Annotated in this window: 19 protein-coding genes; 14 read left to right on the top strand and 5 right to left on the bottom strand. The window is 34.9% G+C overall.

The features are described from left to right. Window positions 1–332: 332 nt before the first annotated feature. Entirely contained in the window at window positions 333–947 is a 615-nt protein-coding gene (locus AC6IWN_RS11495; protein ID WP_497987552.1) for a hypothetical protein, read from the top strand. A gap of 205 nt (window positions 948–1152) precedes the next feature. Further along, a complete protein-coding gene (locus AC6IWN_RS11490; protein ID WP_497987551.1) occupies window positions 1153–2145 on the top strand; it encodes a 2-hydroxyacid dehydrogenase in 993 nt (330 codons plus the stop codon). 84 nt (window positions 2146–2229) lie between these two features. On the opposite strand, the gene AC6IWN_RS11485 is transcribed toward AC6IWN_RS11490, so the two are convergent. After that, window positions 2230–3522 carry a sensor histidine kinase gene (locus tag AC6IWN_RS11485; protein WP_497987550.1) on the bottom strand — a complete coding sequence of 431 codons (1293 nt, stop codon included), beginning with the start codon at window positions 3520–3522 and terminating at the stop codon, window positions 2230–2232. 24 nt (window positions 3523–3546) lie between these two features. Beyond that, window positions 3547–4221: a response regulator transcription factor gene (locus AC6IWN_RS11480; RefSeq protein ID WP_497987549.1), complete on the bottom strand. Its 675-nt coding sequence runs from the start codon at window positions 4219–4221 to the stop codon at window positions 3547–3549. Window positions 4222–4422: 201 nt separating this feature from the next. On the opposite strand from AC6IWN_RS11480, the gene AC6IWN_RS11475 reads away from it, so the two are divergent. Genes AC6IWN_RS11475 through AC6IWN_RS11455 form a run of 5 tightly spaced genes read left to right on the top strand, consistent with a single transcriptional unit; the run spans window position 4423 to window position 10922 of the window. After that, window positions 4423–6654, top strand: a complete 2232-nt coding sequence (locus AC6IWN_RS11475) for an ABC transporter substrate-binding protein (protein ID WP_497987548.1) — start codon at window positions 4423–4425, stop codon at window positions 6652–6654. A 10-nt stretch (window positions 6655–6664) separates the two neighbouring features. After that, on the top strand, window positions 6665–7510 hold the full coding sequence (locus AC6IWN_RS11470) for a carbohydrate ABC transporter permease (RefSeq protein WP_497987547.1): 846 nt from the start codon (window positions 6665–6667) through the stop codon (window positions 7508–7510). Window positions 7511–7521: 11 nt separating this feature from the next. After that, on the top strand, window positions 7522–8367 hold the full coding sequence (locus AC6IWN_RS11465) for a carbohydrate ABC transporter permease (RefSeq protein ID WP_497992200.1): 846 nt from the start codon (window positions 7522–7524) through the stop codon (window positions 8365–8367). Window positions 8368–8399: 32 nt separating this feature from the next. Next, a complete protein-coding gene (locus AC6IWN_RS11460) occupies window positions 8400–9818 on the top strand; it encodes a hypothetical protein (RefSeq protein WP_497987546.1) in 1419 nt (472 codons plus the stop codon). 18 nt (window positions 9819–9836) lie between these two features. Then, complete coding sequence (locus AC6IWN_RS11455; RefSeq protein ID WP_497987545.1) at window positions 9837–10922, top strand: ABC transporter permease; 1086 nt, start codon at window positions 9837–9839, stop codon at window positions 10920–10922. 224 nt (window positions 10923–11146) lie between these two features. Here AC6IWN_RS11455 and AC6IWN_RS11450 read toward each other — a convergent pair whose 3' ends face one another. Beyond that, the gene (locus tag AC6IWN_RS11450) at window positions 11147–12424 is read right to left on the bottom strand and encodes an anti-sigma factor family protein (protein ID WP_497987544.1); all 1278 of its coding nucleotides are present in this window, start codon (window positions 12422–12424) and stop codon (window positions 11147–11149) included. Continuing rightward, a complete protein-coding gene (locus tag AC6IWN_RS11445) occupies window positions 12421–12903 on the bottom strand; it encodes an RNA polymerase sigma factor (protein WP_497987543.1) in 483 nt (160 codons plus the stop codon). Before AC6IWN_RS11445 ends, AC6IWN_RS11450 begins: the two co-directional genes overlap by 4 nt. 397 nt (window positions 12904–13300) lie before the next feature. On the opposite strand from AC6IWN_RS11445, the gene AC6IWN_RS11440 reads away from it, so the two are divergent. The 4 genes from AC6IWN_RS11440 to AC6IWN_RS11425 all read left to right on the top strand — a co-directional run bounded on the left by AC6IWN_RS11440 (window position 13301) and on the right by AC6IWN_RS11425 (window position 20006). Next, window positions 13301–14722, top strand: coding sequence for an ABC transporter substrate-binding protein (locus tag AC6IWN_RS11440; protein ID WP_497987542.1), 1422 nt, complete (start codon window positions 13301–13303; stop codon window positions 14720–14722). Between the two features lie 23 nt (window positions 14723–14745). Then, window positions 14746–16506, top strand: coding sequence for a hypothetical protein (locus tag AC6IWN_RS11435; protein ID WP_497987541.1), 1761 nt, complete (start codon window positions 14746–14748; stop codon window positions 16504–16506). Window positions 16507–16662: 156 nt separating this feature from the next. Then, a complete protein-coding gene (locus AC6IWN_RS11430; RefSeq protein ID WP_497987540.1) occupies window positions 16663–18084 on the top strand; it encodes a carbohydrate ABC transporter substrate-binding protein in 1422 nt (473 codons plus the stop codon). A gap of 632 nt (window positions 18085–18716) precedes the next feature. Then, window positions 18717–20006 carry an MFS transporter gene (locus tag AC6IWN_RS11425; protein ID WP_497987539.1) on the top strand — a complete coding sequence of 430 codons (1290 nt, stop codon included), beginning with the start codon at window positions 18717–18719 and terminating at the stop codon, window positions 20004–20006. Window positions 20007–20130: 124 nt separating this feature from the next. Here the strand turns inward: AC6IWN_RS11425 and AC6IWN_RS11420 are convergent, their stop codons facing one another. Next, window positions 20131–20511: a YkvA family protein gene (locus AC6IWN_RS11420; protein WP_497987538.1), complete on the bottom strand. Its 381-nt coding sequence runs from the start codon at window positions 20509–20511 to the stop codon at window positions 20131–20133. A 267-nt stretch (window positions 20512–20778) separates the two neighbouring features. On the opposite strand from AC6IWN_RS11420, the gene AC6IWN_RS11415 reads away from it, so the two are divergent. The 3 genes from AC6IWN_RS11415 to AC6IWN_RS11405 all read left to right on the top strand — a co-directional run bounded on the left by AC6IWN_RS11415 (window position 20779) and on the right by AC6IWN_RS11405 (window position 23749). Further along, entirely contained in the window at window positions 20779–21231 is a 453-nt protein-coding gene (locus tag AC6IWN_RS11415; RefSeq protein WP_497987537.1) for a hypothetical protein, read from the top strand. 126 nt (window positions 21232–21357) lie between these two features. Continuing rightward, window positions 21358–21627, top strand: a complete 270-nt coding sequence (locus AC6IWN_RS11410; RefSeq protein WP_497987536.1) for a hypothetical protein — start codon at window positions 21358–21360, stop codon at window positions 21625–21627. A 301-nt stretch (window positions 21628–21928) separates the two neighbouring features. After that, the gene (locus AC6IWN_RS11405) at window positions 21929–23749 is read left to right on the top strand and encodes a hypothetical protein (protein WP_497987535.1); all 1821 of its coding nucleotides are present in this window, start codon (window positions 21929–21931) and stop codon (window positions 23747–23749) included. Window positions 23750–23763: the final 14 nt, after the last annotated feature.

Here is a 23763-nt window from a genome sequence, read left to right as displayed (position 1 = left end):
TGTTCTACTATCTGAAAAATCAAAGGAGATAGTAGCATGGCAAAGACAACAGGCATCTATCGTGTGGAGGCTGATATAAAACTATTCAAGCAAGGTATAGTTAGTAGTAGAGAGTGTAGATAGTGGTAAGATATCTGCTCCTTTTATGTATTCCTAGACAAATATATATAAATAATAATGTAAAGTAAATAAAAACCCAAAAGGTTTTTATTTAGGCTAGTCAGATAAATTGATATTAAGAAAAAGCTGCTGTATAATGTTACCATGCTTATAGTTTGCAAAAGTTTAAAATAGTTAGATAAAGTGAAATTTATATCAGGGGGATAGAGTGAATGTCTATTTATAAATTGCCATTGGGAATTAGAATTCCCAATAATAATGAATATCCTAGTGCTTATGATGTAGAGGCAATTAATGAAAAAAGGAATAATGCAAACATTATTGAAGGATATACAATTAAGGAAGTATCAGGAGAAAAATTTACACACTATTTAGAAGTAAATGTGGATTCTGATAAGGTTTGGGATGTATTCTGTGCAATAGTAAACAAAATATTTGATAAAGTTGCATATGGATTAATTGGGTTTAAGGATGATGAACTTATTTTGAGTGATTTTACTACAAAAGAAAATCTTATTCATATCTATCAAGATTTTTCATTTGAACTTACAAATGACGGATATTTACAATTTGGAATAGCTAATTATGATGATAAATCTTTAAATGAAGTATTTGTCACTAGTTTCAAATATATGACAATTTGGACTGATAAGAAAGAAATATTAATTGAGACCTTAAATTCTTTAGGAATTTATTTTATAGAAAATATGCAATTCATAGATGAATTTCCAATTGTATCTGAAGCACTTTCTTGCGAAAGAGTTAATGGCATAAGGCACTATTCTGATGTAATAGAGACTATTGAACAGAAATTTAAAAGTCTGTAAAGAGATTGCTTAGTCACAATATTTTACAATTAAATATTTGGAGCAAAGGGAAGGGTAGATGGCAAAAAAAACATAAAAATATAGAAGAATATGAACTATCATACTTGATAAAAAAGATAATGGCATTAAGAGTAAAAAGATGATAAACTTCAATTAGGATGTGAAAATCTACAAGTCAACAAAATAATAAAACCAAGGAGGAAAAATGAATATATTATTTTTTGGAACAAAAACATATGATAAGGATTATTTTAACCCAATATTAAAAGACTATCCTAATATTACTATAAAATATGTCAAACCGAATCTTACCGAAGAAACTGTTTCGTTAGCGAAGGATTACGATGCTATTTGCGCGTTTGTAAACGCTACTATTGATTCGGTGGTAATAAATAAATTGCATTCTTATGGGGTTAAATTAATTCTTATGAGATGTGCAGGATACAATAATGTTGATCTGAAAGAAGCAAAAAAATGCGGAATTACTGTTATGAATGTTCCAAGATATTCGCCGGATAGCGTAGCAGAACATGCCATAACATTAGCCTTAGCTGCAAACCGAAAAATACATAAGGCATACAATAGAAATCGTGAAAATGATTTTAGCTTGGATGGTTTAATGGGAAGAAACTTTATAGGCAAGACTGCAGGTATTATCGGCACCGGTCAAATAGGAGCCTCCATGGCTAGAATCTGTTACGGATTTGGTATGAATGTAATTGGATATGATAAGTACCAAAATGAATCTTTAAAATTTATGGCATATAAGTCATTAGATGAAGTTTTTGCTGAATCAGACTTAATTTCTCTTCATTGCCCTTTGACGGAAGATACTTATCATATGATTAATAAAGATACAATTAGCTTAATGAAAGATGGTGTTATTTTCATTAATACATCCCGCGGTGGATTAGTTGATACCAATGAATTGATTTTGGGCATCAGAAATCGTAAGTTTGGGGCTGTTGGATTAGATGTATATGAAGAAGAAAGTAATTTAATCTTTGAAGATCATTCAGAAGACATCCTACAGACATCTTTTACAGCAAGGTTATTAATGTATCCCAATGTAATTCTTACATCTCACCAGGGATTTTTAACGGAAGAATCTATGATGGCAATTAGCCATACAACTATGAATAATGCCCTGAACTTTATTAATAAAAAAGGAGATGAGATTCTAGAAAATCAGCTCTAAAGGTTTATGAGTACACTGATATAGGTGCAGCTCAATGGCTTCTTGTTGAAAAAACAGATTAGTCTTCGTTATTACTTTCTTTACTCACCAAGAGTTTACTGTAAAACAAACTACAAAGATAGCTCCGTCACCTTCGGCATCTCTAACCGAGATTTTACCCCCAAGAAGATGAACCAATTCTTTCGCTATACTTAATCCAAGACCAAAATGTTGTTTATCATTACGGGATTGATCCATGCGGTAGAAGCGGTCAAATATTTGTTTTTTATGTTGATCCTCAATGCCAGTACCCTGGTCTTCAACTTCATAGTAGAGATGGTTATTCGATACGAAGGCTCGTAATGTGACTTTTTTATGAGAGGGCGTGTAGGATAAGGCATTATCTAGTAGTATGGAGAGAATTTGCTGTAAACGATGCTTATCTCCATAGGTGGTAGGTAGCTCTTCGTCCGGAATATCCAGAAGAAGAGTGATTTCTTTCTGAATGAATAATGGAAGAAAAGCTTCATAGGTTTCAACGAAAAGAGTGTCGGTTTCTACCGGCTCTTTTTTTATTGTCCAGGACTTTGCATCAACAGAGGCGAGAAATAGCATATCATCAACTAAACGTGCCATACGTTTGCATTCGTTATCAATTCCTGTAAGAAATTTTTGCGATTGTGGGGAGACATCAGTGATTGATGCCTGATTTGCCCGGATTACGGCTAAAGGGGAGCGTAGTTCATGGGAAGCCGCAGCAATAAAACGAGTCTGTCTTACATTATTTTCTTCGATTGGTTTAAGCATTCTTGATACAAAACATAAACTAACGATAAATAAAGCAAAGATCCCTGAAAAACCCAAAAGGAAAAACATAATTCGTTGATTTTGAATAGAGGAAGAATAATCAGGAAGATACTGAATTAATAAGATACTTCTCCATTTTGAATCATTTGGAATTATTGCAACACATCCGTAATACATATCACTCTTCTTCCCTTTAATTGTGAAAATGCTGCTTTGGGTTAAGGAGGATAGGATAGGTTTTTTTGTATTAATTCCTTCTTCTGAAGCAAGAGCAGATAGGCGATCTAGCAACGCAAGGCGATTGGTTGGAGTATCCAATACTCCGGGGAAGTTTAGTGGGTTTCCATTATCTTCAATATGAATGATAAGATTGTTTTTTGCTTCTAATTGAGAAAGCCAGACATCACTAATCGTATTTTCAAATTGAAGTTTATTTATAATCGTATTGATATGATTTTGAAAGGTTTCCTGCCATTTATCTTTTAATTCTTTTTCAGTAAAGATCAAAAGGACAATGATTACAATAACCAGAATGAACCCCGTCGATACGGAGTATAGCAGGACTAATTTATTCCGAAGTGCTTTAATCATTATTTTCCTCCTAGAAGTTATGAATCATAATTCTTCAAGCTGATAGCCTACTGAATGTATGGTTTTAATTCGTGCGTTACAGTTTACAACCTTTAGTCTTCGTCTGACAAAATAAATATAATTGTCAATATTACCATCCTCCACAAAAGTATCTAATCCCCAAACTCTAGCAAGGATTTGATCTCTGGTAAGGACTTGTCCGCGATTTCGGATCAGAAACTCTAATAAGCTGGCTTCTTTATTGGATAAAGTAACGGTCTTTGATTCGGTTGATAAAGTATGTAGGTCAGTATCCAAAGAAAAATTAGAAAACTTAAGTACAGTGTTGCTTTCGATCGTTCTGGGACGCCTGGATAATGCCCTTATTCTTGCCAATAGTTCACCGCTATCAAAGGGTTTTACAAGATAATCATCCGCACCGGCATCCAATCCGTCAATGCGATCATTAATTCCGTTCATGGCTGTGAGCAGGATAATCGGAGTGGCAATATTATTCTTGCGCAAGGTCTTTAAAATCGTTATGCCGTCTATGATGGGGAGCATTCGATCTAGAATAATAACATCATAGGAAGAAGAGTTGCCATAATAAATCGCTTCATCACCCTGAAAACAGGTATCGACTACATAGCCCTCTTTATTTAAATTATGGCATAATGCCTGACTTAGATCTATATCGTCTTCAATCAACAAGATTTTCATTGTTAATACCTCCGAATATTAAATGAGTTACCACTATTATAACATTATTTCACAAGCATCTCTAATATTTCTCAAAAAAACCATTATTAGAGATTTTTTAGATATTCGGTTGATATAATTTGTGAAAGTGGATGAAAGTCAGCCATGTAGTGAAAATTAATATGATTTTGTGCTGTTTATTATAGCGGATAGGAGTTAGGTATGCGTGTGAAAAAGGTAATATCGATAATTATGGTTAGCTTATTATTTATTACGGCAATAACCGGCTGTAGCATGAAGGGTGACAAAACAATTAAGAAAACGACTGACAAAAATACTGCTAAAGGCAAATATGTGGATGGGAATATTAAATTGCCGGATGGAATCGCATCAAAGGATTATATATCGCTTACTAAAAATCCGGATGATGGAATGGAGTTATACGTGCTACATTCCAAAAAAATTGAGAAATATACATATGTAGATAATAGTTGGAAAAAAGATAATGCAGATGAGTTGATCAAATTTAGAAGTAATTTCGGTTCCTCATATTTTAATATTACGGATATATTTTATGGGGAAGATGGGAACCAATATATAATTGGTGATAATGTAGACTATAGTTATGCATTATATAAGCATTCTAAGAATGGGACTTACAAAAAGATTGATATTAAAAAGTTTCATGAAAAATATGAGGGGTGGACTTCACCGATCAGGCCAAATGTTTTAAAAGTGTTGAAGAACGGGATGATTGCCGCAATCTATCCATTGGGAGAGATTGAAGTATATTCTCCGGATGGAAAGTCAGTAGTTGGAAATTTAAATAGTGATAACTCTGGAAAAATAGCAGCAGAAGGGAATGAACTCTATTATACAGATGAAAAAGGGAATGAGATTCTTAAGATTAATATGGAAACTCTGAAAAAAGAAGCTTCCTGCAAAATAGAAAAAAAACTGTCGGATAAGGCTATATTAGAAGTTGACAACGGAATGATCTATCTATGTGATACATCAGGAATCCAGTTAATTAAAGAAGGTAGTACGATATGGGAGACTATAGTGGATGGGAATCAAAGTAAATTAGGTATGCCTCGATATTCCTTAAGAAAGTTTATCTTAGGCGCACAGAATAACTATTATCTCGTGATGAAGGATGATAAGGGAGCGATTATAAATCAGTATTATTATGACAAGAATGTAAAATCGGTACCTTCGCAAGAGCTTTCAATTTATTCCTTAAATGAGAGTAGAACGATCCGTCAGGCGATTGCTTCCTTTCAAGAAAGTCATCCGGATGTAAAGATAAATTATCAAGTGGCTAATACAGATAATATAATATATGAATATGGGTCTGCAAAAAAGGAGAAATTGGCAGCTGAAAAGGATTATGTGAACGCATTGAATACGCAACTATTGGCGAAAAAGGGAGCAGACATACTGGTTCTGGACGGGTTACCTATTGATTCGTATATTGAAAAGGGAGTTCTGGAGGATATGGGAAGTATCTTTAACCCTATGATTAAATCCGGCAAACTGATGGGGAATATTGCGAAAAACTATAGCAAGGATGGTAAGGTGTATACAATGCCGGTTCGGTTTGCGATACCACTTATATATGGATCAGCAGATGCTGTAAATTCGACTGATACGATGGAGAAATTAACATCTTATATGCAGAAGAATAAGAAAATACCATTACTGCCCCCAACCACCCACAGGTCATTGGCTGAATGGTTTTTATTGGCATATTATGATCAGATTATAAATAATAAAAATGTAATTGATAAAGTAGCCTTTCAAAAATATTTGGAATATGTTAAGCAACTGGCCGTTAATATTGATGTTTCCGATGATGTACCTTTAAGTGGTGGGAATAGGGGAGATAGTGGTATGATGATAGTAGGCTATTGGCTAACACAAGCACTTGGGGTAAATAAGAAATTATATCAGACGAATATGGAAGAGATGGTGGATATCAATAATTATTCGCTTCCACTTGTGGCAACAAAAGCATGGAAAGGGTCATATAAAGCGATTAACAATACTTATCGTGCAAATTCCTTGGTAGGAATAAATCGTGCAGGGATGCATAAGGAGTTAGCAAAAGAATTCGTACAACTATTATTCTCGAATGAAATTCAAAGCATAGATTTGTCAGATGGTTTTCCAATCAATAAAGCAGCCTTAGAGGGATGGATACAGGAAGATCACGATAATATAGGCAACTCGATTACTAGTAAAGATGATAAGTTATTTGGTCGTTATCCAGAAAAAGAGGATCGTAAAAAAATTTATGAAAATATAAGTACATTAAAGCAACCAATGGTGAATGATACCACTGTTGTAAATATGATATTAGATGAAGTAGAACGCTTTCTTAAAGGTGATATTACTGAAAAGCAGGCCACGGACAATGTATTGAGCCGTATTAATCGTTACTTGTCCGAATAGGGGGCAAAAGATGAAGCAAACAAAAACAGCATGGGCTTTTTTGGCACCCAGTTTTATCGGAGTAATCATATTTGTTTTACTACCCTTTGGAGATGTTTTTCGAAGATCTTTTTCTGAAACGATAACCGGTAAATATGTTGGAATGAAAAACTACAACACCGTAATTCATAACGAGGCCTTCAAGCAAGCTGTGTATAACACAACAAAATTCATAATTACTTGTGTACCCCTGCTATTAGTATTATCACTGATATTGTCGGTAATGATATTCAATTTGGGTAAGCATAAGGATTTATTTAAGACCTCCTTTCTTATTCCGATGGCCATTCCCGTATCATCCGCAGTATTTCTGTGGAAAGTAGTCTTTCATCAGAATGGTCTTTTGAATGTATTACTTTCGAAGTTTGGTTTAGAGGGGTGTGACTGGATTAATACGAAGGCATTTCCCGTACTAGTATTTAGCTATATATGGAAAAATCTCGGTTACGATATGGTGCTTTGGCTTGCAGGACTAAATGGGATATCATCGTCACTGTATGAAGCAGCCGGGGTGGATGGGGCAAATTCATGGAACAAGTTTTGGTACATTACATTACCCGGTTTGTTACCTACTGTGTTTATCGTAACAGTACTATCCATATTAAACACCTTTAAGGTGTTCCGTGAAGCATATCTGATAGCGGGGCCATATCCGAGTGATGATAGTATTTATATGTTACAGCATCTGTTCAATAACTGGTTTACTTCATTGGATATTCAGAAAATGTGCGCTGCTGCAATCATTGTTGCTTTTGTTGTGGTAGCAGTAATTATGATACTACAACAAGTAGATAAAAAGATTGGTGGTGAAGAGTGAAAAAAATAGTTATGGGATGCTTAAAGATACTTAGGATATTTATCCTTATAATCGTTGCATTACTTATGGTTCTTCCACTGTGGTTTATTATAACCGGTTCTTTCATGGGCACGGGTGAATTTCAGAGTAACTTTCAACCAGTGCTAGATAATACTACAGGAAAAGTATCTTGGCCTCTCTTACCGGTATATCCAACACTTCGTTCCTATGTTGAGCTTTTACTTGATTCACCAAAGTTTTTCGTTGTATTCTGGAATTCCTGCAAGCAGGTATTCCCTGCCCTCCTTGGTCAATTAATGATTGCAGTGCCGGCTGCATGGAGTTTTGCACGCTTTAAATTTAGATGGAAGAAGGCATTGTTTACGTTATATATCATACTAATGGTTATGCCGTACCAAGTAACAATGGTATCCACGTATCTGGTATTGGATCGCTTGAATATACTGGATAGTCATCTTTCGATTATTTTACCTGCTGCATTCTCAACCTTCCCGGTTTTTATCATCTTTAAATTTTTCAAATCAATTCCGGAATCTTTGATTGAGGCAGCGAGAATTGACGGAGCCGGTGAATGGAGGATATTCTGGAATATTGGTATCCCGATTGGATCGGTTGGTATCTTATCTGCTTTGATTTTGGATTTCCTGGAGCTGTGGAATGCAATGGAACAACCACTCAATTTTTTGAAAACAAAAAGTTTATGGCCTTTAACCTTATATCTTCCCGGAATATCAACGGATAAAGCCGGAATAACGTTGGTTGCCTCTGTAATAATGCTTTCACCGGCACTATTACTATTCCTATATGGTCAAAAATATTTGGAACAGGGGATTATGGTATCGGGACTAAATGAATAAGGTACTTTTCAACTATTATGATGGAGGTTATAATGATACATCGTTTAAGAGAATTACTACATTCTGAATATGGTAAAGTTTTATCAGGAAATAAAAAAGGGAAAAAGAGTTCCCTCTCCCGTGTGGCAGGAAAAATATTAATATTCTTCTTTGTGATAATGCTTTTGTTCACAATCCTATCTAGGGCTACAGAATCAATTGCTGTTGCGCGTGTGGTAGTGGAAAATCCAAGAAGAGATGTTTTAACTCATACATTGATGGGGACAGGGCAGATAGCGATGGCTGAGGAAGAAACTATGAATATATTACCCGGTTATCATATCGATAAGATTTATGTTTCAACCGGAGAAGCAGTTAGTACGAAAACTATTTTATATCAGTATCGTGTTGAGGATCTACAAAATAAATATAATTCTATCAATAATGAAATAAAGAAAATACATAATCAGATTGAGATAGCTCAACTGAATACAATATCGGTAGATCAATTTGCTGCACCTGCTTCGTTACTTTCCTTACAACAAGCAAAGGATAACTTATCGGCTGCAAGAGCTAAATTATCAGAAGTGCAAGCGGATTATATGGACTTTTTGCAAGAAAATAAGAAGCAACCGCTGGGTGAGCAGAACGCAGAGTATAATAGTGAATTACAAGGGAAATTAGAAGCAGTAAAAGCAGCAAAAGAGGCAGTACGGATTGCCGAGCAGATAGTCGAAACGAGTAACCTACAATACAATATCTCCAAACAAGGTGATGCTAATAAAATCAAATCAACTAATAAAAGTAATAAGATTACAGAGTTGACCATTCAAGGGTATCGTTTGGATTTACTTGAAAAAGAAAATGAACTAAAAAACGTAAATACTCTACTGAACAAGTCTGGTAAAGTAACCTCGCCTTTTAAAGGTATCATTTCTCATATCAGTTTAGAAGAAGGTAAGACTACGATGGGAGATGAGTTGATCAAGATAGGTGTGGGAGATTATGTGCTAAAAGGTGCATTTGTTAGTGAACAAGAAGTCAATGTAGAAATTGGAAGTAAGGTTAAAATCACGATTGCGGGAGGACCAGTAGATAAAATTAGTTCTAAGGTTTCTAAATTAAGGATAAATGAGAATGGATCACCGGAACTTGTTGCTGTATTACCAAGTGGAAAATATCGGATGGAAGGGGCACAATTTAAAATAATGACACAATCGGAGCGCTATGACCAATGTATCCCGATTCAAGCGCTTCATGAAAGTGGTAAAAATGAGTATTATGTTTTAGTAACAAGGGAACACGAGGATATTCTTGGGAAAATACTGATTGCAACTCGGGTTAAGGTTGATATTATTGGTAAAAGCGACTCTATGGTAGCAGTGAAAGAAGGTGCATTGTCGCAAAAAGATGATGTGATTACAGACAGCAGTAAATACATTAATGACGGTGATAAGGTACGAATAAGTTAGTCGTAGGGAGTATGTGCTATGAAGCAGAAGATGGTCTTAGGCTACAACATCGGGAAAACAGTTCGAATCTTTTTTATCCTACTAATGGGCACACTTTTTTGGGTAGGTGCCATTATTAATCAGAAATACTTGGCAGATTACCATGGATCGGTCAGTGTGAGGTACCGAGAGGCTGTATTAACGGAGCAAGAAATTGAGAATGTACGGGAGAATATGATTTTAAGAAAAGATGATAATATTCCAGAAGTTACTCTTTGGCAGAGTGAAGAGAATGTTTTAATCAAGAATGAAAGGATTGGAACCTCTTTGAATCTAAAGCAGGTATCAGTGGTCGGAAATATGACACGGGTATATCCAGAGTCGATATTATATGGCGGATATTTGTTTGAAGAGGATTACAATGGGTGTGTAATCGATAAGAATACTGCCTACAAGCTTTTTCATACAGAGAACGCAGTTGGATTAAAACTTAACAATAATGGAAAAGAATATACCGTGAGAGGTGTAATAAAGCCGGCGATCGGTAATACCATGATAATCCAAGTCGATAATTCTCAGCAGAAAGAAGGGGAAATAACAAAATATAGCTGTATGGAGCTGAATTTTCCTGATACCAAAAATGCAGTAACCTTGGCGAAAAATTTTGTATCAACTTGTGGTTATGATGAGCCTACTGCCTATATTGATGGTTATTTATACCAAAAGATTGCAGAGCGCCTGATACATATTCCCGTATGGTTTGCTGGTATTTGGATAATAGGACTTTCGATCCGTAGGGTATACTCGTTGAAAGCTTCACCGGTGCTATCCTTGTCGGGCGGTCTGATGGTTGTGGCACTCATTATTATATTGATTAAGCTGACTGATTTTTATATCTATTATCCAAATTCTCTAATTCCGAACCGGTGGTCAGATTTCGATTTTTGGAGCAAACAATGGAAAGAAATGATGAATTCACTAAAGGATAGAGCAGGGATGATACAGTATTATAAGGAAATCGTACTGAGAAGAAGATTTATATTCGTGTTAACCGGAGCAGTTGTGGCGGTAATAGCGGAGGGGATTTTTATTAAAGGTTTTGTTCAGGATTGCAGTGCGAAGTGAGAGACGAGGAGATGGTAGCATAACAAAGACAACAGAACGAGTTAATGACAATAGGAATAAATTTATTAAGCTAGTTAGAAAATAAAAGTGATATATAGATATGATTGAAGGAGGGAAGTAATTTCCCTCCTTTCAGATTATAATTGAAAAAAATAGCGATTGATTTTGAGTATAAAGTAGTGATTTTAATTTAACATATTATTCATCTTAGATCAAAATTTATTTTACTTACTCCTTAGTTTAAGAACGGATAAAGAGTCTATACTACTCTCCAACGTGCCTTTGCTTAATTTGGTTTCACTATTCGCTCCTATTAACACTGTAATTATATCATCTCGATCATAAAGTGTACCATTTGTGATTTCAGAATTAAAAGTAAATGTCTTAGATGAAATGTTTCCTACAATACACGAGACTCTATCATTTCTTTCATCATTACATCTATATGTAACTTCCATATCTTTAAAAGGAGATAAATCAGCTAATTCTCCTTTATAAGTTATCAATAATACCCTTTTAGCTTCAATTTCAACATCCATTCCACTATCTGTTTTGGTGAATTTAGGAGTTTCAATTACTTTAAGCTCAGCATTCCACTGTTCTCTTTCCCCAGTATAAGTATAGGTGTAAAAATTATCAACATCCTCTGGTAAACAGAGATTGCTTTGTATCATATTTGTACTCCATTTACTATCAATTATCAAAAGAGCACCATTATAAATTCTTAATGTAATCCGACCAATATCCTGGTTACTACACTTAACCTTAAAATCTATATCCCAACATCCTTTACCATTATTAATATTTTTCGTAAAATAAATTGAAGCTATTGTATAGCCCGTTATTGTGACTCCTTGAGATTTTATATTCTCCATTCTTCTTAAAAATTCTGTCTGTTGCTTTTCTTTATAGCTTTTAAAACCCAATTTTTTGTAATAATCAGAGCACTTAGTTACTTTATTAATTAGTTCTTCTTTTTTATCCATATTCCACTCGTAAATAGGTTCAACAGAATATAATTTTCCTTGTAGATGTTCCAAATTCTCAACTTGGTCAAAAGTCATGTATTTATACATTTTTTCGATATTAAGCATTGAAAATGCCTTTTCATAATTACCGTTTTTGATTGCTTTCATAAATGATTTTGACATCATCAGCTCATCTGTATTAGTAAAGCAAATTCCTTCACCTCTTGCTTGGTTATAAGTCATATAACCAATACCTAATGTCAATCCTAAAATTAAAACCACACTGATTAATGAGATGAACCAACGCTTTCGAATTTTTAAAAAGCTCTTCTTAACTTCGAACTCTTTTACTTTCTCTTCCAATAGTTCTGGATTTAACTCTACCTCAGTTATTGGTTCTAATAATTCCTGATAATATTTTTGACATTTGGGACAGATTTTTAAGTGATCCTCAACCAATTGCCTTGTACACTCTGAACATTCCTCTGATACATATAACATAATCAAGTCATTATATACATCACATGGTATCATATACATCCCTCCAACTCGATTTTTAATTTTTCTTTTCCCCGTAAGTAGGTCACTTTTGCCCAACTCTCGGTTTTTTCGAAGATAGTAGCAATTTCTGCAAATGACAAATCCCCATAGGTTCGATAAATCATTACATCTCTATATAATGATGGCATTCTTTGTATAGCTTCTTGAACCAATCGTTGTTCAACATGACGGACAGCCTCTGTCTCTGGATTTTTCGTGTCCGATACTTCATCAAGTTCATAATATGAAACAAATGTTTTCTTCCGACATTCCATTAGCCATTCATTTTTGCCTATAGAACATAACCAAGTATACAAACTACTACGCCCTTCGAAGTACTTTATATGTAAAAATGCTTTATAAAAAGTTTGTTGTGTAAGTTCCTCTGCGATACACTCACTGCCAGAAAGTGCAAGTAAAAAACGATATACTTTACGTACATATTCTTCATAAACCTCTGAAAAATCAGCCAAGATCATCTTTCCTTTCCTAGAATATTCAACCATTAGATGCAGTAAAATGATTTAAGTTACATAAGTTGGAAAATATAGCAATGTTAAGTTAATAATCATTAACAATGTTATATACATATTTAGTAATAAAGCCTGACGAAAATTCGGCAGGCATTCTTACTCGATTGTAAACTATTGGGAATTCTTGGTATGGGAGTATTATACATTAATCATTCACTTATTATCAATACCTTATGTCGTGCATATATTACAATATTTGTTGATTTTAGGGCGATTATATGGTATAAATTAACTAATATGGTAAATGTTAAATGGTTTGATTTGTTCCAAAGCTAGTTTTAATGATTAGTTTTAGGTTGATCAATATGGAAATGTTAAATCTTAAGGAGGGTCATTTATGAAACGTTTTATGGCTTTATTTCTAACTTGCCTATTAATTATATCTATGGTATTAACAGGATGTGGTAAAGGGAAAGACAACCAAAGTGTTCCTAGTGTTACTCCAACAAAATCAGCAGATGATAATAAAAATACTGACAATGCAGCAAAGGTAACGAACGCTCCGAAAGATACTGTTATCAATGTTTATGGTGTCACAGATGAGGTACCTAAGTTGGTTAGTGAGTATAAAGAACGACATCCAGACTTCAATTATACGATCAAGAATTACATATTTTCTACCGTAGATGTGTCGTATATGACAGCACTTGATGAATATCTAGCTGCAGGCGGGCCAGATACACCGGACATATACGCTGTAGAAAGTGCTTTTGTAATGAGATATACCCAAGGCGAACAATCTAAGTACGCAGTACCTTATGAAGAACTTGGAATTGATGTGAATAATCTTATAAAAGCAGCTGATATAGCTCAATATTCCGTTGATATCGGAACAAATCCAGATGGTAAAATTATTGGACTTAGCTATCAGGGAACCGGAGGTGTTTTTATTTACCGTCGCTCCATAGCAAGGTCAGTTTGGGGAACGGACAATCCGGTTACAATCAAAGATAAAATTGGACCGGGCTGGGATAAATTTTTCAATGCTGCAGCAGACTTGAAAGCGAAGGGGTATGGTATCGTATCCGGTGATGGAGACATTTGGCATTCTATTGAAAATAGCGCTGACACTCCATGGATCGTTAATGGCAAGCTCAATATTGATCCAAAACGTGGGGCATATCTTGACCTTGCCAAAAAACTCAGAGATAAAGGGTACAGTAATAATACATTAGAATGGACGGATGAATGGTATGCAGATATGAAGGGTACCGGTAAGAAAAAAATATTTGGATTCTTCGGTCCTGCATGGATGGTAAATTACGTAATAAAGAGTCATTCAGGTGGTGATAAGGTAGGGAAAGGTACATATGGCGATTGGGCAGTATGTGAACCACCGGTGGGATTCTTTTGGAGTGGTAATTGGATTTTTGCTAACAAGAATTCGAACAATAAAGACGTTTTAGGTGATATTATTAAGTGGATTTCTCTGGATTCCTCCGATACTGGTCTCCAGTATTTATGGGCTACTGGTGCTTTGGACGTTAATAGAAAAGAAAAGGATGCGGTAACATCCGGTACTGTTATGAAGAACTCCGATGGCAAACTCGATTTCCTTGGAGGACAGAATATGTTTGAAATATTTGATCAAGCTGGAAAGCTCGTAAATGGTAAAAATGAAACACAGTATGACGAGTTAATCAACAATTGCTGGCGCGATCAGGTACGTGAGTATGCATCCGGTAAGAAATCAAAAGAGAAGGCTATTGCAGATTTTAAAAAGAATGTTAAAGACAACATAAATATTATAGTAGAATAAATTATTAGTTAGGAGTAAGGGCTTTGAAGTGTAGAAAATGTAAAGAGGAATTATTAGAGGATGAAAAGGTTTGCCATTTCTGTGCTACACCGGTTGAGGATGACACAGATGGTACAGACCAACATAAGGTTATAAAAAGTTATAAAGATAAGTGGAGTAATAAAATAATCGTAAGAGTTATAGCACCGATTGGTGTAATTGCTACAGTATTACTGATTTTGATCATATCGGGCTCTGGTATTATTAGTAAGATTACGACAACTCCGGATAATACAAATATGAATGCTTCTATGGCAGGGATAAATAATAAGCTTACATCAACAGGAACATCAACGAATAAGATCTCTGACAAGCAAGAACTCAGCCTATTCTATATGGATGGCAATAATAATATCTATCATACCTTTATTGACTCAATTCATCCCAAAGAATTCAGTGATGGTTCAATTAAAGTTAAAGATATGCAAATTAGCAGTAATGGGAAACAAATACTCTATTCAGTAGTATCTGGAAGTTCGAAATCAGATAATGACTCTGAAACAGATAAATCGAAAGAAAAGGCAAAATTATATTACTGTGATTTAACTGGTGGTAATTATAAATCATATAAAATCGATGATAATGCTGTTACATATAAGATGAATGAGGATGGATCGAAGATATTTTATACAAATAATAAAAATGAATTATTTGTGAGTGACAAGAATACAAAATCTAAGATAAGCGGTAAAGTTGAGAATTTTTACATCAATAAGAGTGGCGATTGGATATTATATGAAACATCGGACAAAGACAATAATCATCGCTTTTACTTGAAGATGGGTAATAAAACAGAACAAATACCATGTAGTAGTGTTCCATATGCGTCAGACGATCTTCATACCATATACTACACTGCGAATCAAGCACTGTACTTGCTGCAGGATGGGTATGATAAGAAAGAAATTATAACAGGTCAATTCGTGTTTGCAAAAATCTTTCAAACCGGTGAAATGTATTATTTTAATTACGGTAAAAGTGAGATGTACTATTACTCGAACGGAACTTCAAAATTGTTGAGTAAGAATTGTACATCGGATGTGTACACGGGGGGAAATATTGATTCCATCGATAGTAAATCTGCCAAGGTGATTGCTTTTACAAAGAAAAATAATGCAGGTACTGAGCTGGTAATATGTAAAAGAGGGCAGGTAATAGGGACAATAAAAAATATTAAGAATTTAAGTGAGGTATATTTTTCAGACAAAATGCTTGGGTTTGAAGAACGCACTGATGATAATCGTCGATTGCTCTACTATGCAACAATCGGAGTGAATTCAGTTTCAAAGACTAAATTAGTAGATTCAAAAGATGCAACATCGATCCAAATTGCTGGTGATAATTTAATCTATTTCAAACCGAGTGGAAACGGAAAAGGAAGGCTATATATTAATAATAAGTTAGTTGATAAAGGAGTAGATATATTACGACCAGATGATGTGGAGCGTGATGCAGATGTATGGAGAAAGAGCTTTAAAAATTTGCCGAATACAAACTATTATGTCTATAGTAAATCAGGGTTTTATTCATTGTTATATATCAAAAATGACGAGATTTATAAGATCGCGGAGAATATTGCTGAGGGAAATTATTTTGTTGGCGACAAGGATAGAATTGCATTTGTAAAAGATGGTGAAATGTTATTTGGTGATCAGAATAGTGATAAAAAATTAATACAAAAAGGAGTATACAAAATACTGGCACCGGATACTACTTCTTTTGGGGTTGTGGATTACTTACCGTAATGAGACTATACATAAATTAAGTTTATCGGTGAAGTGAAGGATATAAGTGTAATTTGATTTGACTAGTATAGGTAATAGCAAACAGAAAGTTTAGTTCCGACGAATCATTGATATGTTGGCCAATATCTAATTTATTAAGCATAAGGAGGGTAATTTATGAAACGTTTTGTGACTTTATTTCTAATTTGTCTGCTACTTATGTCAATGGTATTAGAAGGATGTAGTAAAGGAAAAGACAACCCGATTAATCCGAGTGTTACTTCAACAAAATCTGCAGATGATAATAAAAAACCTGATAATGCAGCAACGGTAACAAATACACCTAAGGATAATGTAATCAATATTTTTGCTAGCACAGAGGAAGTACCAAAGATAGTTCAAAAGTATAAGCAACTTCATCCTGATTTTCCATATATAATCCATGATATGGCTATACCGACCGCAGAATATGTATTTACGGAAGTCCTAGATGAATACCTTGCTGCCGGCGGTGCAAATACACCGGATATTTATGGTGTGGATAGCGATTCTGTGATCAATTACACGAAAGGTTATGCGGCTCAATATGCAATACCTTATGAAGAACTCGGAATTAAAGTTGACAATCTTATAAAAGAAGCAGATATAGCTCAGTATTCCATTGATATCGGAACAAATCCGGATGGTAAAATAGTTGGTCTTGGTTATCAGGGAACTGGTGGTGCTTTCATATACCGTCGCTCCATCGCAAAGTCAGTTTGGGGAACGGACAATCCAGCTACAATCAAAGACAAAATTGGACCGGGCTGGGATAGATTTTTCAATGCTGCAGCTGATTTAAAAGCGAAGGGGTATGGTATAGTATCTAGCGATGGTGATATCTGGCACGCCGTTGAAAATAGCGCAGATACCCCATGGGTTGTTAATGGTAAGCTCAATATTGATCCAAAGCGTGAAGCTTTTCTTGACCTAGCTAAAAAACTCAAAGACAAGGGCTTCAGCAATAATACAAAGGACTGGTCAGATAATTGGTACGCTGATATGAAGGGGACCGGTAAGAAGAAGGTTTTTGGTTTCTTAGGTCCGGCATGGCTGATACGTTACGTAATGGAAAGTCATTCGGGTGGTGATAAGGTTGGTAAAGGAACGTATGGTGATTGGGCTGTATGTGATTCTCCGGTGGGATTCTTCTGGGGTGGCACTTGGATTCTTGCCAATAAGAATTCGAACAAAAAAGATGCTATACGTGATATTATTAAGTGGATAACACTTGATAGCTCCACGACAGGTCTTCAACATTATTGGACTAACGGTACTTGGGATGGTTCTGACGGTGTAAAGGATACTGTTACATCCGGTACAGTCATGAAGAGCTCCGTCGGTAAACTTGATTTCCTCGGAGGACAGAATTTGTTTAAAATATTTAATAAAGCCGGAAAGCTTGCAAATGGTAAAAATATTACTGAGTTTGACAAAGTAATCGACAACTACTGGCTTAATCAGGTACGTGCGTATGCAGCCGGAAAGAAAACAAAGGAGGAGGCGATTGCAGATTTTAAAAAGAATGTAAAAAACAATGTTAATATTGTGGTAGAATAAAATTGTCAGATTGATTTCATATCATATAAGTAGCTTGAAAATTTATGTTTCTTGAAATACTTTGCAGATATTAACGGGAAAACCTTTGGAATGAGGGCTTTCCCGTTTTTGTATGAGCAGTTTTAATTCTGTACTTTTCTTTGTAAACATTTTAAATCCCATATAATTATGCAATTCGTACAGTTGAGAAAAACATTGTTTTGTAGTATGATTAGAATAATATGTTTAAACAAAACATGTACAAATCAGAGAATTTAAAGCAAGCAATTTTTTGTTTTCTTATTAACAATATTAGAGGGAGAAATTAATGAAAATATCAATGAAAAATTATTAAGAAGATCTATTCTTCAAGCACTAATATATTTATTGATTATTTTTGTTGGGCATGTAATCTTTCCTGAAACATTGAAAATCTCTACAGGAATAGCGGTGTTTTTGGGGTCATTAGTCGCTGATATTTTACTACAATTACGTATACATAAAAAGAGAAATAACGACCTACGTTAGAAGTAAGAACATTGTAAGAACGATGATCATGATGAGTTATAACATATTAGAATACGAAGCGATAAAAATTTATTACATACGATATAAAATTTAACGAACAAGATGAAAGATGGGACTAGAAAATCATGAAAGATAAATTATTAAAGCATCAATTACTGCGTACCCTTTTTGATTTGCGCGGCAATCCGCGGGCTTGTGTATATACGGAACCTATGTGGGGACTTTCAATGAACCTTTGCTTGCCGTATGCTTCAATCTATATGCTAACCTTAGGGATGAGCGATGTACAGGTTGGTATAGTAACTTCAATCTATATGTTTTCACAGATGATTTGTGCGTTTTTATCCGGGGTTATTGTAGATAGAATGGGACGCAGAAAAAGCACCATGATATTTGATTTTCTGGCATGGAGTCTACCTTGCCTGATTTGGGCATTTAGTCAGGGTTTTTGGTTCTTCGTTATCGCAGCATTGTTAAACGGTTTAATGAAGATAACAACGGTATCCTGGGATTGTCTGTTAGTAGAAGATGCTCCAAAGGATAAAATAACCCATATTTATTCATGGGTTATGATTTCCGGAAATCTATCTGCACTTTTTGCACCGATATCCTCTATTCTGGTTTCGGAGCTGACACTTATTCCGGCGATACGTATACTCTATATCAATGCTTTTGTTATTATGACTGTGAAGCTATTAATTTTGTATAAGTTTTCAACAGAAACTGCAGTAGGTAAAATTAGACGAGAAGAAACACGGAGCATGTCCTGGGGACAGATGCTATCCGGTTACAAAAGTGCCTTACGTAAAATAATAACTTCACGAGGCACTATCTTTGCTATTGTTATCAGTATCTTAGTGGAGATTGTGGCGATGCTTGGAATGACCTTCTGGCAGATTATTGCTTCTAGGCGTATTGGAATCCCCAACACTTTATTACCTATCTTTCCAATGGCACGAAGTATACTCTCCATATTTTTATTCTTTACGGTAATAACACATATAAAACAAACCAAACTAAAATGGCCGTTGATTGGTGGTTTCATAAGTTCCATAATTAGTTGTTTATTATTAATCTCCATCACTAATATTGGAGTGTGGGGATATGTTATATTATCACTTTCTTTAATATTTGAAGCGCTGGGAGTAGCTGTTTTGAGTACACTTAGAGAATCCTTAGTTGCAATTCATGTTGACCCCGATGAGCGTTCCGGTATTATGGCATTACTTCAGACTACGGTGATGTTGGTGAGTGTACCATTTGGATACATTGGTGGTTTACTAAGTGATATTTCAAGAATACTGCCGTTTGTACTCAGTGTTGGATTGTTGCTGCTAGGAATACTGGCTACCTGTGTATTTTATTATATATCGACCGATAAAATTCACCAATCAAGTAAGATAGAGGAGTGTTAGTTATAGTATGGGGAACCAAGAATTTGAAAAGTATTCCTTTATGTAGATTTATAAAAAATTAGTTAGGGGGCTTTGAAAATGCAATTTAAAATTACGGATAATGTCAAAGATAAAGATAAGGATATTATTTTTCATAAATATGAATTACAAATTTAAAAATAAACAGTATAATTAAGACCCATATTAATATAATAGGGAGAGAATAAAACCATTTCTTTGATAGTCCATTACTTATTAATTCTTTAGCTTCAACCCGACAATTGTTTAATATATTGTCAGGAATAAATTTTATTGTCAATACGACTAGCAAGGGAAGTATTATTAGGTCATCGATTAACCCGATTACTGGAATGAAATCAGGTATAAAATCAATCGGTGATAAAGCATAAGCGATTGTAATTCCGGCAAAGATTTTCGCAATCAAAGGTGTTTCCTTCTTCTTGAGTGCAAGAAATAAAGCTGGTATATCTATTTTTAATTTTTTTGCGTTGTTCTTTAAATTCATATTATAAACTCCTATATTTGATGAATTCGGTTGATAGTATATGTGATTATTATATATTATATATTGTTTTACATCAATATTTTGCAAGGACTGGGCGTATCATCTGATAATGGTGATACGTCTTTTATTATACTATATTTTCTATAATTGGTATTGTATTCCCAATGATACATCTGATATACTATAAGAAAAAAATGTCAGAAAAGGTCATGACGATCATACACTGGATTATCCATGTTATTTTATATAGAATTACAGGAGGTTCTTATGGATGTATTAGAGGAAATTCGCAGAAAGCTTTCATCATATGATAGTCTGTACGATAGCATGAGACTTGTAGATCCGATACATAAAAAAGTTATTCAATGTTGTAATAATATGATGGGTTCGGATGATACTTGCTTTGCCCGATGGGGGAAGAAATCCTTTTGTGAGAATTGCATCAGTATAAGGGCATACATAGAGAAGGACACAATTTATAAAATCGAGTGTAACTGTGATGGTATGATTGTTTCTGTCATTGCGTTACCGATTGTTTTAAATGATATTACTTATGTTGTTGAATTATTGAAAGAAATGGACGATATGTCAGAGTTAAGAAAGAATTCCATCAATAACTATGAAATAAACGACATGATTCAGGAAATAAATAATAGAGTGAATAAGGATTCAGTGACCGGAGTATATAATCATAAATACATACAGAAGCAATTGCCGTAATTTTTTTCAGAAGATACCCTTGAGCATGGGATCAATAAAATAGAAAGGAGAGATGTTATAACACATAAAACGTGCAGGTAGAAACAGAATTTACGGGTGTTAATTATTACAAAAGAGGTGATGTGTATGGATCGGCTCGAGGTAAGTGTAATCAAGATAGATAAACTTGTTTCTCAAATTAATGATGTCAGGGAGATTTTAAATGAAATCTCCAGCGCTTATGATGAGGATAATCAAAGCCAGACAGATTTGAGATTAAAGGTAAGTGTATTCCTAGATGAATTAATTGCAGACTATATGTCTGAAGTGAAGGAAGTAAGAGAACAGATTATAGAAAATGAAGATAAGTTAGCGAAGTTAAAAATGAAAATGAATTATAAAGCAGATCATAACTAAAATAGTTACTATAATAATTGAAGAATAGTTATTCCCATAAAAGGAATGTGATAAGACCTAGAGTTTGTCACATTCCTTTTTTATTTCCAGGGATAGATCCGTTTATTTTAAATGATAAAGTCATGCCATAGGTGTTTGGACTTAGTATTTTCACATATTTTCCAAAGTATTTTCACATTTAAAAACTATAATCTTAATTGCGTAGACACATCAAAAATATATAAATAGGTCGTTGAATGGTGTAACATTTTAACAATCCGAAAATCACTAGAAAAGAATGAATAATTGGAGGTTACAGGTGATGGCAAAAAAGTGGATTAAAAACACAATCATTGGAGTTTTAGTTGTTGCGATTGTAGGTGGGGGGACATTTACCTATAAGCATTTTAGTAAAGCTAGTCAAAATGCAACAACAACTACGTTCAGATTAGTATCGGTTACGAAAGGAAATATCAATCAGTCGGTATCCGGTAGCGGTACAGTGAGTTCAGGGGCTCAATATACACTAACCGCTGCAAATGCTGGAACAATTGATAAGATGCCAGTAAAGCTAGGAGATACAATTAAGTCGGGTACAACAGTAGCACATATTAATGAAACTGATTCCGCGCAGGAGGTAGAGTCAAATAAGACCGCGCTGCAGTCAGCTAAGGATGCCCTGGAGCAGGCACAACAGGATGTCGATACAGTTTATACCAAAGCTCCAATCAGTGGTCGAATTAAGAATATCACTGTCCAGTCAGGGGATGATCTGGGAACTATGAAAGCAGTGAATAATGGAGTACTTTGTACCATATCAACCGATGGAAAAATGAAAGTTTCTATTAATGCATCTGGTCTACAGGTAAATGATAAGGTTAAGGTGAAATACAATGGAAGTGTAGTTACTGGTACGGTTACCTCTACAAGTGGTAGCGATTCGAGTAATAGTAGCAATTCATCTGACAGTACCAAAGAAGGCATAAGCGGTAATTCCGAAACAAATAGCGGCATGGGTAATGTAACAGTGACAATTAATCGTGATAATTGGCCGGTAGATGCTTCCGTATCAGTAATATCGAATGACGGAACGATTTTAGGAAGCGGAGCACTGGAAGTTAATAGTCCGGTTACTATTGAAGGTGCCAATTCAGGCACAGTGAAATCGGTGCTGTGTTCAGAAAATCAGAAGGTGTCGAAGAATACAAAGCTTTTCAAATTTGATGATGCCTCTGTTCAAAATAATATTCAAAAACTCAAGCAGCAAGTAACCATGGCACAGAATCAATTATCAGATTCACAAGAGAAAGCAGATAAGGATACAGTTACAACTCCAACCGACGGTGTTGTATCGGAATTGAATGTAAAGAATGGCGATAGCGTAACGGCGGGAGAGTCTATAGCTACCATAGTGGATCCTAAGAAAATGCAGGTAATTGTATCAATTGACGAGTTAGATATCACTAAGGTTGAAGTGGGTCAGGATGCAAATATAGCAATAGATGCTTTGAGCGAAAATACCTATACCGGTAAGGTGACTCAGATTGATTCCATCGGAACTGCTTCAAATGGTGTCACTACATATAATGTTACCGTATCCATTGATAATGCAACAGATGTAAAAGTAGGCATGAATGCTACGGCAACCATCGTTATCAAAGGAAAAGAGAATGTATTAACGGTTCCGGCATCCGCAATTCAAAATATTGAAGGCACCAAAGGTCAAGTGTTGTTAGCTTCCAAGTATATCGATAAAGAAGGTAAATCAGTTACTTTAAAAAATGCAAATATTGATTCGTTGTTAACAAAGGAAGGCAAAGAAGTAAGACTCGGCTTCAAAAATGAAAGTACGATTGAAATTGTATCCGGCTTATCTGAAGGAGATCAAATAGCGGTACCTAGAACGATATCACAGTCAATGATTAATTCCCTCAAGAATACCACTACAACGCAGAATGCATTTGGTGGTATGGGTGGTATGGGAGAATTAACTGGTCAAGGCGGAGGCTTTAATCGAAGAAGCTTTAGCGGTAGTGGATCTAATAATAACGCAGCGAGCTCTGGAAACAATAATACTTCCAGCCAGAGTAATGGTGGAACTAGCAATAATAACAAATCATCAGGGGCTGGAGGGAATAATTAGTTGAAACCGTCAGC

Source organism: Variimorphobacter sp. HTMS_6 (genome assembly GCF_059717775.1).
Note: the sequence above shows the minus strand (reverse complement) of the source record. Positions and strands in the feature narration are given on the sequence as shown.